This is a genomic window from Idiomarina loihiensis (assembly GCF_024584785.1).
In the GTDB taxonomy this organism is placed as follows: Bacteria; Pseudomonadota; Gammaproteobacteria; order Enterobacterales; family Alteromonadaceae; genus Pseudidiomarina; species Pseudidiomarina fusca.
Window position 1 is genome coordinate 1,044,675 of record NZ_CP074112.1, and the last position, 12,101, is coordinate 1,056,775.

Below are 12,101 nucleotides of genomic sequence, written 5' to 3' on the forward strand. Positions count from 1 at the left end.
AGTCTACAATGTAGCTAATAAATTCGTTTAATCTTGGTATTTTAACCTAATGACCAAGGTTTCAGGTAGTTTAACCTCTGGCTTACTGAGTTTTTACGTTAAGCTAAACCAGAACATCACTTCGGCACTGAGGAACCAAGCATGAAAGCAGTCGGTTACCAACAATCGTTACCCATTGATAACAACCAAGCTTTATTGGACATAGAAATAGCTGAGCCAACTCTACAAGCCGACGACATCTTAGTTGCAGTGTATGGCCTATCAGTGAACCCTGTTGATACCAAAATTCGCCAACGCAAACAGCCGCAAGCCGGCGAGTTTGGAGTTCTTGGCTGGGATGTCGCCGGGGTGGTGATTGGCGTTGGTGACAATGTCATGGATTTTAAAGAAGGTGACGAAGTTTGGTATGCGGGCGCTGTAGACCGCGCTGGTGCTAATGCTCAGTATCATGTGGTTGATGCACGCCTCGTCAGCAGAAAACCGCACAGCCTTAACTTTGCGCAAGCGGCGGCCATGCCGTTAACCTTTTTAACAGCGTGGGAGCTGTTGTTTGAGCGCTTAGCCTTAACCGCAGATACTACCGGTAGTTTGCTGATCACCGGGGCTGCTGGCGGCGTTGGTTCAGCCTTGATTCAACTTGCAAAACAACTGACCAAGCTCACCGTGATTGCAACTGCATCCCGACCAGAAAGCCAGCAATGGGTGCGTGATTTAGGAGCTGATCTCGTTATCAACCATCATCAGCCGTTAGCCCCACAATGGGCTCAACATGGTGTAACTGGAGTTGATTATGTGGCCAGTCTAACCCATACCGACCAGCATTTTACTAGCTTAGCTGAGCTGATCGTGCCGCAAGGAAAATTAGCGCTCATTGATGATCCGAGCGAGCTGTTAGACATTCGCCTGTTAAAACAAAAGAGCATCAGTTTGCATTGGGAATTTATGTTTACCCGCTCCATGTTCAACACCGCTGATGCCTATATACAAGGCCAGATTTTGCAGCGAGTCGCTGAATTAACCGATGCCGGTATTTTAAAAACGACCCTATCTGAGCATTTAGGCCCCTTAACCGCGGCCAATCTTCGTCTAGCTCACAGCTTGCTTGAAAGTCATCAAGTGATTGGCAAACTGGTGTTAGATGGCTTTAATGCGCCTGATTAGATGACCGCGCGGCTTGGTGCCTATCCGCTGCAGTCGGTAGGCACAAAGCGTAGTGTAAACAAAGACTGTTCATTTTGGTCGAGGTAACGAATTTCGAGAAAGTCAGCATGCTCACGATAAAAAGCTAAACTGTCATGCTGGCAATACTGGCGTAACATTGCTGGTTCAAGCTGTTGCTCAATATTGGCCTCATCGTGACTGTACTTGTCAATGCCTACTAACGAATAAATAAAGCGCATGCCGTAATTAACCACTTCGGCCCGTTCAAACCGAGTTTGCCGGTCGAGTAATTTAGGTAAGTCACGATTTAGCTGTCCCGAACGCTCCAGTAATTGTTGATACAAATAGTTACGATTTTTTGTTGAATCAGTGGCCTGCCATTGGCGTTGCACAATTATTCCGATGATGGCAATCGCTAAAACCAATAATCCTAGTAACAACTGGCGTTTGAACGAAGTAAACATAATCTTTCTCGGTGTTTGAAGCGTACTTAGCACATACCTTAGCATGTTTCTAACGCAGATAAACAAAGTGATTTTTGCTAATTTGTACTTACAAACATACATGAATGTATGTATAATTGGTGCAATTTTGTCGTCCTAGATTATTCCAATTGGCTGCGGCCAATCCATACATAAGAATAGAGGTAATTCATGCAGCAACGTTTACGTGTACCTTTGTTAGTTTCGATGCTTAGCGCATCGTTAGCGCTAGCAGGTTGCGGTGATGCAGAACAGGCACAGGGGCCTGGCGCACAACAACAACAGCAAATGACCGTAGGAGTAGTAACTATTGCTCCGCAAAATGTCGACCTCACCACCACCCTGCCCGGTCGTGCTAGTGCCTATCGGGTCGCTGAAGTGCGCCCGCAGGTGAACGGTATTTTACAACGCCAGCTGTTTCAAGAAGGTGCGATGGTCGAAGCCGGCCAGCAACTGTATCAAATCGACGCAGCCATGTACGAAGCAACTTTAGCTAGTGCCGAGGCCGAATTAAAGCGAGCACAGGCCACACTAAAAGCAAGTAAAGCGCGTTTTGAGCGTTCACAAGGGTTGGTCGCGGATAAAGCCATTAGCCAGCAAGATTATGACGAAGCAGAAGCTGCTTACTTACAAGCTGAAGCTCAACTTAAAGTCGCTGAAGCAAGCATCACTCAAGCCAAGCTCAACCTTGAGTATACTCGTGTTAAAGCGCCTATTAGTGGGCGCATTGGACGTTCACAGCTTACTGAAGGTGCATTATTAAGCGTTGGCCAAGCCCAAGCATTAACCACTATTCACCAATTAGATCCAATTTACATAGATATTGCGCAAAGTAGCTCAGAGTATCTGCAGTTACAGCAAGCTATGCGTTCGGGACAAATAGTGACTGATGCCAATAACCGTGCGGCAGTGACTGTTAAAGTCGGTGATAACACCGAGTTACAAGGCGAATTGTTGTTCAACGAAGTTACCGTCGATCCGCAAACCAGTGCCATTACCTTGCGTGCCAAAGTAGCCAACCCTGAGCAGGTGTTGATGCCTGGTATGTACGTACGCACTGAGATTGCTAGCGGTGAACTGCAACAAGCTATTTTAGCGCCGCAAACAGGGGTAACCCGAGACCCACGCGGGCGCGCCATCGCCATGGTGGTTAACCAAGCGGGTGAAGTTGAGCAACGCTACTTAACCGTGCAAGGTACCGTTGGTAGCGATTGGATTGTGACCGATGGTTTAACTGCTGGTGACCAAGTCATCGTCGAAGGTTTGCAAAAAATTCAGCCGGGGATGCCGGTTAAAACTGAAGAAGTGAAATAACCTATGGCTAAGTTTTTTATCGATCGCCCAATTTTTGCTTGGGTTATCGCTATTATCATCATGTTGGCAGGCGGGCTAGCGGTCACGCAGCTTCCTGTTGAGCAATATCCTGAGATTGCGCCGCCGTCGGTGCAAATTAATGCCTCTTATCCCGGCGCTACGGCAGCCACCTTAGAAGAGAGTGTGACCCAGGTTATTGAGCAGAACATGAATGGTATTGATAACCTCAAATACTTTTCATCTACCAGCGACTCCGCTGGTAACGCCAGCATTACGCTTACATTTGAAGCCGGTACCGATGCGGACATCGCGCAGGTTCAGGTGCAAAACAAATTGCAGTTGGCGCTACCGCTGTTACCACAAGAAGTACAAGACCAAGGTCTGGTGGTAGCTAAAGCGAACAACTCTTTCTTGTTAGTAGCAGCGCTCATTTCTGATAACCCTGAGATTACTCAAATCGATTTAGGCGACTATATTGCTAGTAACATTCAGGACCCGATTAGCCGTACTCCTGGCGTTGGTAGCGTACGTTTGTTCGGTGCGCCCTACTCCATGCGTATTTGGCTCGACCCTGAATTGTTAGTACGCTACAACATGAACACCATCGATGTGGTGCAAGCGTTGCGCGAGCAAAATAATCAGGTTGCCGCTGGCCAAGTTGGCGGTACTCCATCCGTTGAAGGCCAACGTCTAACCGCTTCTATTATTGCGCAAACACGCTTAGAAACGGTGGCGCAATTTGAACAAGTGTTACTACGGGTAAACAACGACGGCTCGAAAGTCACCGTGGGTGATGTCGCCAAAGTCGAACTTGGTGGCCAAGACTACAGTGTTGCCGCACGTTATAACCGCCAACAAGCTTCTGGTTTAGCGGTTAACTTGGCGACCGGGGCAAATGCTTTGGATACGGCTAAGGCAGTGAAAGCAACCTTAGCTGAACTCGAGCAATTCTTCCCTGAAGGCGTCAGTTTAGTCATCCCTTATGACACCACTCCGTTTGTTGAGATCTCCATCAAAGAAGTGGTGAAGATTTTATTTGAAGCGGTCATCTTGGTGTTCTTGCTGATGTTCTTGTTCTTACAGAACTTGCGCGCCACTATCATTCCATCGTTAGCCATTCCGGTGGTACTGTTAGGTACCTTCGGGATCATGTCGGCCCTTGGTTTCTCGATTAACACCCTAACCATGTTTGGTTTGGTGCTTGCCATTGGCTTGTTGGTGGATGATGCCATCGTGGTGGTCGAGAACGTTGAACGTTTGATGAGCGAAGAAAAACTATCGCCACGTAAAGCTACGATTAAGTCCATGCAACAAATCACTGGCGCCTTGGTGGCTATTGGCTTGGTTATGGCGGCAGTATTCGTGCCTATGGCCTTCTTCGGCGGCTCTACCGGTGCTGTGTATCGTCAATTCTCTATCACCATTATTTCAGCGATGTCGTTATCAGTATTGGTGGCCATCATCTTCACACCATCTTTGTGTGCGACCATTCTGAAACCATTAAACCACGACCATCAGCCAAAAGGTTTGCTAGGTTGGTTTAACCGTACTCTCGATAAAGCCACCAACAAATACACCAATTCTGTCCAAAATATCATCAAACGTAGTGTGCGTTTTGTACTGGTTTATTTGGGCTTAGTTGTGGTACTTGGCTTCTTATTTGCTCGTATGCCGAGTTCGTTTATTCCAAACGAAGACCGCGGTGTATTCTTAACTCAGATGCAGTTACCCGCTGGATCGACCCTTGAGCAATCACGTCAAACCATGGCTAAGATTGAGGATTATTACCTCGAGCAAGCAGAGGGTATCCAATCCGTCTTTTCGGTGGTTGGCTTTAGCTTCAGTGGTCAAGGACAAAACTCAGGGTTAGCGTTTATTCGGTTAACGGACTGGAGTGAGCGTACTGAGCCACACCTGCAAATAGATGCCATTATTGGTCAAGCTTTTGGCTTCTTCTCGCAAATTCGTGAGGCTATGGTGTTTGCCTTTAACCTACCTTCAATTCCTGAGTTAGGTACTGCCAGTGGTTTTAACCTTTACATTCAAGACCGTGTTGGTTTAGGCCACGCAGAACTCTTGAATGCACGCAACCAATTGCTGGGGATGGCCGCACAAGAACCTAGTTTAACTGGGGTGCGTCCGAATGGCTTGGAAGATACCGCACAACTGCGTATTGACGTTGATTATGAAAAAGCCAAAGCACTGGGCTTAAATATCAGCGAAATCAACGCGACCTTATCGAATGCTTTCGGTACTACCTACGTTAACGATTTCGTAGATCGTGGTCGGGTTAAGAAAGTTTACCTACAGGGTAAACCGGAAGCCCGGATGACGCCAGAAGACGTGAATGAGTGGTATGTACGCAATAATCAAGGCGATATGGTCTCTTTTGCTTCCTTTGCGACCACCCGTTGGGACTTCGGTCCGCAGCGCTTAGAGCGCTACAACGGGGTGCCAGCGATGAACATCCAGGGTGAAGCTGCACCAGGTTATTCGTCAGGCGATGCCATGATGAAAATGGAAGAATTGATCAGTCGTTTGCCGCCTGGTATTGGTTATGAATGGAGTGGTATCTCACTCGAAGAGCGCACCTCTGGTAGCCAAGCACCACTGCTCTACGCGTTGTCGTTGCTCATCGTATTTTTGTGCCTAGCCGCACTTTACGAGAGCTGGTCCATTCCATTTGCGGTCATGTTGGTGGTGCCCTTAGGTATTCTTGGTGCCGTGATTGCAGCAACCATGCGCGGCCTTGAGAACGATGTGTATTTTCAAGTGGGACTACTTACCACGGTTGGGGTATCGGCACGTAACGCGATTCTTATCGTGGAATTTGCTAAAGACCTACAAGCACAAGGCAAAGAGCTCTTGGCTGCAACGCTGGAAGCCGTCCGCTTACGCTTGCGCCCAATCTTAATGACCTCGCTGGCCTTTACCTTCGGCGTCTTGCCACTAGCCTTGTCAACTGGTGCCGGCGCGGTAAGCCGTCAAGCCATTGGTACCGGGGTGATTGGTGGTATGGTCGGTGGTACCATATTAGCTATCTTCTTCGTTCCTCTGCTGTTTTACGTCGTACGTAAAACTTTCCCGCCGAAGGCTCGGCCCGAGGATTAATAGTTAGCTAAACCCATAAAACATGCTAAGGTTGAGTCACTTTTGTGACTCAACCTTTTTTTATGCTGAGACGATACTTTTCTTTATTATTAGCATTAGCTGCGGCCTTAGTTGGAGTGCAAATTCCCAACTACGTGACCCAGTACCAGCAGCGCATTGACGCCCAGTACACCGAAGCAATGATTTATTACCGCGAGTATCAGGCTATCGCCGATACTTATTTAAACGGTGATATGCAAGCACTGCTAGCTGCACATGAAAATAGCGATAATGACATCTTTAAGGCAGAAGCTGTACCGCTCCGTACACTGATTGAACGGGTCGAATTACTCAGCTACGAACAGCAGCAATTGCAACGCCCCCTACCCGTTCAAGTTTGGTTTATTGCGACGCAAGCCAATCCCCAAATTCGCCAAGATACCTGGCGCATGTATAGCTACAACGTACCTATGACGACGACCGCAGTGGTGACCGCGTTGGTGAGTGCAGTACTGACGCTACTGCTATGGGATACGTGTTGGGGCTTACTGAGATGGGGTTGGCGACGTATTCGTCATACCAACAAAGGGCGCCGAGTGACGCCCTAGATTGCATCAATACCAAGGCGACTCCTGCTAGGATTGGGAGTCGTCGCGCTTAACCTCATATTCACCTTCAATAACGCTATCATCTTGACGATTTTGGCGTTGCTGATAAGCATTCTGTGCCTGTTGACGAGCTTGCTGCTGTGCCTGCCGCGTCGCTTTACTAAACTGCCACATTTGTTTGAGTTGGCGACGTTTACGCCACATCACTGGGAGTAATAGAATCCAACCAACCAGCAAAAACACCAGCCCTAAAAATAAACCAAGTAACAATAAGGCACCAAACAACAACCAGCCCAAAATAACCGCCAGCGGGTTTGCTCCAGGCTGTGGTTTTATTTTGCTTTGCATTTGGCGAATATAAATCAACATAAGGTCTCGCTTGTTTAGCTTGTAACTATCACCCTAACTTAATATATGGGGATGATTATTTCTCAGACAAGTCATTGCCCTTATTGGTTGCACGAGCAGCGAGCTTATCTTGTAACATTTTAAGAATAATGCTGGTTAAGTTAACAATATTAAATACGGTACCAGACACACTGCCAACTAAAATGGCATAGGCTAAACCCAGTATTTCAGCCAGTAAAAACCAACGCCGAATCAGCACAGGATCGTTGAGTACGATAGCACCAGCAGTAAAAATAATAGACGAGGTATAGGCCATCAATAAAGGTAATAATGGGGTATCGCCGGTTAATTCCCAAAAGAAGAAACCTAGGTTGATGCTAATAAATCCCCATAACACCAACTTGCCGCGCCACCGTAATGCAATCAGATTACGTAATACTGCAATCCCAGTAACAATCGCGCCAGCAACAGCACCAAGCATCGCAAAGTGAATCGACAAACTGCCTAAAGCAATCGCCGAGACAATACGATACCGATTTGCGGTGCCTTGACGGTAGGCAATAAAATTAGCTACCAACGCAATAACGCCAAAGACTTCCGCTATTCCTTCTATACTTAAACCCACGGTTCACCTTTACCAGATCAAAGCAATAAAAAAGCGGTCATGGTAGCTGCGCCACCACCACCGCTTTTTAATGTCATTTACGTCACTTAATTATTGGCGCTCGCCTGCACTTGCGTCACGAATCGCTTTAAATTCGTTGCCAGCATTCCAGTTCGGCCATAGCGCACTATTGGCAAGTTCTTCACCTACCCAGTAATACAACCAAAGATCTTGTTGTACACCGCGTAAATCCCAATTCGGGTCAAACTCATCAGCTGGCTTATGATAAGCTACTTGGACATATTCTGCACGTTTTTGCTGACCATATTCCTTGCCAAACTCAATGTGATCATTGCCACCTTTAGCGTACAACATAGGTACACCACGCTTAGCTAAGTTAAAATGATCTGAGCGATAGAAGGATCCCGCTTCAGGGCTTGGCTCAGGCGCAACGTAACGCCCTTGTTGTTCCACATACTTAGCCAAATAACCCTCAAGCTCGGAATTACCGTAGCCAACCACAACCATATCGCGCATCGGACCATAGACATTCAAAACGTCCATGTTGATGCCACCTACAGCTTTACTAAGAGGTAACATCGGGTTATCCGCATACCAATCAGAGCCCAACAAACCTCGCTCTTCGGCTGTTACCAACACAAACACCACCGAACGCTCTGGTTGCGGTTGGCTGCTATAGAACTCGGCTAGCGCCATCACCCCAGCAGTACCACTGGCGTTATCCTGCGCACCATTAAAGATACCGTCGTCAGGATTGATCGGGTCTAACCCCATATGGTCCCAATGAGCCATATAAATGACGTGCTCATCAGGTTTTGATTTACCTTCAATGTAACCAATCAAGTTAGGTGAATTAAGGTAGTCAAATTTGGTTGATACGCTAATGCTCATAGCTGTATTCAGCGCAACTGCTTTAAAGTCGGGTTGTTGTGCCGCTTTGCGCATATCATCATAACTGCTACCTAAGCGAGCAAATAACACATCGGCGGCGTCTTTTGTGATCCAACCTTCAATTTGAGTTCGGTCCATGTTTTTATTGTCACGGGCCAAATCAAATCGCATCGGCGAACCACCAGCAATCACGCCCCAGCCATAACCTGCAGGCCCAGTGTCATGAATCACAATAACCCCAGCGGCTCCTTGTCGAGCTGCTTCTTCAAACTTATAAGTCCAACGCCCGTAATAGGTCATCGCCTTACCGTTAAAGACTTCCGCATCTTGGCTATCGTAACCAGGGTCATTCACTAACACCACTACGGTTTTACCGGCCACATCTAAGCCTGCGTAATCGTTCCACCCAAACTCAGGGGCAACAATGCCATAGCCAGCGAACACCATCTCGCTATTGCTTAGGTCTACTTGTTCTTGTACTCGTGGTGACCAAGCCATCATATCTTTGCGGTATTCAAACGCACTGATATCGTTATTGCTAAACGTCATATTAGATACTTGCGTTGGCAACATACGTACCAGCGGAACTTGCTGTTGATAGCTACCCTTCTCGCTATCATAGGGCTGCAAACCCCATTCTTTAAATTTACCCTCGATGTAGGCAACTGTTTTTTCTTCACCTGCTGAAGCTGGTGCGCGCCCTTCAAATTCATCGGCGCTGAGGGTTTGCAAATATTCCGTATAATTTTCATTAAAACTGTACGGGTTAACTTCTACCGCCGGCTTGCTAGTTTGTTCTTGAGGTGCTTGCGCTGGGTTACAGGCAACCATCAGTAAACTAGCCGCAGCCAACGCTGAGAGCTTGTTCATGGGTTTATTCTCCTGGTTGTTTGCATGACTGTAATTGGGCGCCAACGGTAATACCATAACGCTCAAAATATCCTTGGTTTAATTCTAATGCTGCCATATACCGTACTTTTGGCTCGTACACGGGGCAGCGACGTGAATCAATACTTGGGCATGGGTCCATCGATAAAATGGTGGCAATTTTCATGTCCTTATCGAGATAAGCAATATCTAACGGTAAGTAGGTATTGTACATCCAGAAACCTGCACTACCGGGGCGTTCTTGTTGGTACTTAAACAACATCCCCGCGTGTTCAGCGAGAGTTTCACGAAACATCAAGCCACGAGCACGGCTATCATAGGTGTCAGCAATTTCTAACTGCAATGGATGCTCATGCCCAGCAATACACCATTGCTCGGTTTTTAACGAGGGTGATGCCGGCTGCCCCGCCAATGCCGCAGTTCCGGCTGGCTCTAAATGCAACAAGGACACTAACCACGCGGTAGAAATAAGACTGGTAAGAACCATGAGCTATGCCTCTGTGTTAGTAGCTAAAAACCTAGTATCGCTTTATTTAACTCAGAAAAAAAGGTAAAAAAAAGCCTCCATTTAAGGAGGCTCAAAGGGAGAGTGTATTCTTTACTCAATAACCACCGTCGTCACCTCACCATTATCGACAACTGTGACTGTTTGATGGCCTAACAAGCTAATATCGTCATCCACTTCAGGATCATCTGCGACATCGCAGGTATAGCCTAGGGTATAGTCCCCAGCGCTCACATAGCCAAGCTCAAACTGATAATTTACCGCACCATCAAAATAGACCGCGCTCACGGCATAAGGTTCAACGGCTTCGCTACCACCAACATCAGCAAGATCCGCAACAATATGATCAACACCTGGGTACAGGTAGACGCTTGCTACCGCCGTGCCAGTATCAGCAGGGGCGACAGTGCAGCTATTTTCAATCAAGAGGGCTTCCGCCATGCTACCTTCAATGTGCCCCACGGTTAGATTATTAACCAAACGAACTCCGCGCGGCTTCAAGAAATACTGATCTTGTCCGACCGGATTAACTAAGGCTTGGCGTAAATCAAACTCTGCAGTGTAAGCAGTTTCACCGCCAGCACCCACGGTAATACCATCAAACTTCAATTCATTCGATGGCACGCTTAGTGGGATCCTTTGGTCCCCCACTTGAACATAAGAACCATCCGCCATCACTAACCGTAGTTGACTGTAATCCCCAGCAGGCACCTCCACACCACTGATCAAATCTTCTGCTGTTGAACCGGTAAAGTTCATAAGGTTAATGCCGCGAGTATTAGCGATAACCTCACCGTCGCTATCAACACAGACATCGTTACTAGCAATGGTGTTACTGTCCTCGCCAATGGTGAAAACTTGCTTGCCAGCACTATTGCCGAGCAATTCGATAGCATGAAAGCAAGCCCATACCTCATCAGCGGCGTCTACGGGGGCATCACTGACAGCAAAGGAGAATTGACCGGTTTGCGCAACCACTTCAGAATCACTATCTGAACCACAAGCAACAAGCATGCTGCTGGCTAACGTTAAAGCAATCATGGTGCTAATAGGAGCTCGGTTAAACATATCAACCTCTTTGTTATATGAAAGATGTCATATTTATAGCAAAATTGAATAAAGAAAAAAGCTGTAGCCTTCCATTTTACTTAGCCTTTACACTCATCAACAAAAGATAGAATGAATACCATCTAACCGTTGATAAGCACCGCAGAACAGCATAAAGTAGCGCTATAAACAAACCACATATTGTTAACATGACACTAAAGACATCTCCTAGTCCCCTAGTAACAGCTCCTAGACAACTGCAACAGTTGCGCTCAGTGACGGCTATTGGCGGTGGCCATGGTTTAGGACGGGTACTCTCAACTTTGGCGTTTCTAAATCGACGCTTAATAGGGATTGTGGCCACCACCGATGATGGTGGCGCTAGTGGCCTGCTTAGACGTAATCATGACTGTATTGCTTGGGGCGATATTCGCAATTGTTTATCACAACTGGCCAAGCATCCATTAGCGGCGGATGTGCTTAACTATCGCTTTACCACCGAACACAGCCTCCATGGCCACAACTTGGGTAACTTATTGCTCTACACCTTAGATCAGCTAAGTGCGCGACCACTCGATGGGATTGCCCTGTTGAGTCGACTACTCAATATCAATACCCGTTTGCTGCCGATGTCTGAAACGCCCGTTGATTTGGTGGCAGCCACTCACGATGGAATGGAGTGTTTCGGTGAACTCCTAGTGGATGGCTTACAACAGATGCCTGCACAACTGCGCTTATCGCAACCGGTGGCGGCAACTCCTGAAGCCTTGCATCATGTGGAACGCAGCGAGCTGATCATTTTAGGCCCAGGCAGCTTTCTAACCTCGGTGATGCCACCGTTATTGGTAGAAGAATTTGCTCAAGCTATCGCAAACAGTGCTGCGCAAGTCATTTTTATTGATAATCTAGTGCCGGAAAATAGTCCTGCGGGGCAATTGTCATTGAGTGAAAAATTAGCTTGGATGGAGCAGCAATTAGGTGTGCAAGTGGTAGATAAGGTCATTACTAATCGACCGGACCCGAACCTCACCCTGCCTAGTTTTGATCACGTCTGCCCCTCCTCAGAAGCAGCTCATCGGCATCAACCTGAATCCTTATTAGCAGCGCTAGCAAAAGCTTTTAACGCCTAACCGGCAGCGCTG

11 protein-coding genes are annotated in these 12,101 nt (G+C 47.3%); 5 read left to right on the forward strand and 6 right to left on the reverse strand.

The genetic code is table 11. From position 1 onward, the window contains the following. Positions 1 to 141: 141 nt before the first annotated feature. Positions 142 to 1,161, forward strand: coding sequence for a zinc-binding alcohol dehydrogenase family protein (locus tag KGF88_RS04965; protein ID WP_153825548.1), 1,020 nt, complete (start codon positions 142 to 144; stop codon positions 1,159 to 1,161). A 20-nt stretch (positions 1,162 to 1,181) separates the two neighbouring features. On the opposite strand, the gene KGF88_RS04970 is transcribed toward KGF88_RS04965, so the two are convergent. After that, positions 1,182 to 1,625 carry a hypothetical protein gene (locus KGF88_RS04970; RefSeq protein ID WP_153825547.1) on the reverse strand — a complete coding sequence of 148 codons (444 nt, stop codon included), beginning with the start codon at positions 1,623 to 1,625 and terminating at the stop codon, positions 1,182 to 1,184. A gap of 189 nt (positions 1,626 to 1,814) precedes the next feature. Here KGF88_RS04970 and KGF88_RS04975 point away from each other — a divergent pair, with 189 nt between their 5' ends. The 3 genes from KGF88_RS04975 to KGF88_RS04985 are packed head-to-tail and all read left to right on the forward strand — an operon-like array spanning position 1,815 to position 6,655. Next, the gene (locus KGF88_RS04975; RefSeq protein ID WP_153825546.1) at positions 1,815 to 2,957 is read left to right on the forward strand and encodes an efflux RND transporter periplasmic adaptor subunit; all 1,143 of its coding nucleotides are present in this window, start codon (positions 1,815 to 1,817) and stop codon (positions 2,955 to 2,957) included. A gap of 3 nt (positions 2,958 to 2,960) precedes the next feature. After that, positions 2,961 to 6,068, forward strand: a complete 3,108-nt coding sequence (locus KGF88_RS04980; RefSeq protein WP_110075017.1) for an efflux RND transporter permease subunit — start codon at positions 2,961 to 2,963, stop codon at positions 6,066 to 6,068. Between the two features lie 44 nt (positions 6,069 to 6,112). Beyond that, entirely contained in the window at positions 6,113 to 6,655 is a 543-nt protein-coding gene (locus KGF88_RS04985; RefSeq protein WP_153825545.1) for a DUF2937 family protein, read from the forward strand. 27 nt (positions 6,656 to 6,682) lie between these two features. Here the strand turns inward: KGF88_RS04985 and KGF88_RS04990 are convergent, their stop codons facing one another. From KGF88_RS04990 to KGF88_RS05010, 5 genes are all read right to left on the reverse strand, one after another. Then, positions 6,683 to 7,024 (reverse strand): hypothetical protein, encoded by a 342-nt coding sequence (locus tag KGF88_RS04990; protein ID WP_153825544.1) that lies wholly within the window; start codon positions 7,022 to 7,024, stop codon positions 6,683 to 6,685. Between the two features lie 55 nt (positions 7,025 to 7,079). Next, positions 7,080 to 7,628, reverse strand: coding sequence for a YgjV family protein (locus KGF88_RS04995; RefSeq protein WP_257119968.1), 549 nt, complete (start codon positions 7,626 to 7,628; stop codon positions 7,080 to 7,082). Between the two features lie 90 nt (positions 7,629 to 7,718). Then, positions 7,719 to 9,389: a M28 family metallopeptidase gene (locus tag KGF88_RS05000; RefSeq protein ID WP_153825543.1), complete on the reverse strand. Its 1,671-nt coding sequence runs from the start codon at positions 9,387 to 9,389 to the stop codon at positions 7,719 to 7,721. Between the two features lie 4 nt (positions 9,390 to 9,393). Then, positions 9,394 to 9,894: a DUF192 domain-containing protein gene (locus KGF88_RS05005; protein WP_153825542.1), complete on the reverse strand. Its 501-nt coding sequence runs from the start codon at positions 9,892 to 9,894 to the stop codon at positions 9,394 to 9,396. Positions 9,895 to 10,005: 111 nt separating this feature from the next. Next, positions 10,006 to 10,980: a DUF4382 domain-containing protein gene (locus KGF88_RS05010; protein WP_228759427.1), complete on the reverse strand. Its 975-nt coding sequence runs from the start codon at positions 10,978 to 10,980 to the stop codon at positions 10,006 to 10,008. Between the two features lie 188 nt (positions 10,981 to 11,168). Between KGF88_RS05010 and KGF88_RS05015 the strand changes: the two genes are divergently transcribed. Beyond that, entirely contained in the window at positions 11,169 to 12,089 is a 921-nt protein-coding gene (locus tag KGF88_RS05015; protein WP_153825541.1) for a gluconeogenesis factor YvcK family protein, read from the forward strand. Positions 12,090 to 12,101 lie beyond the last annotated feature (12 nt).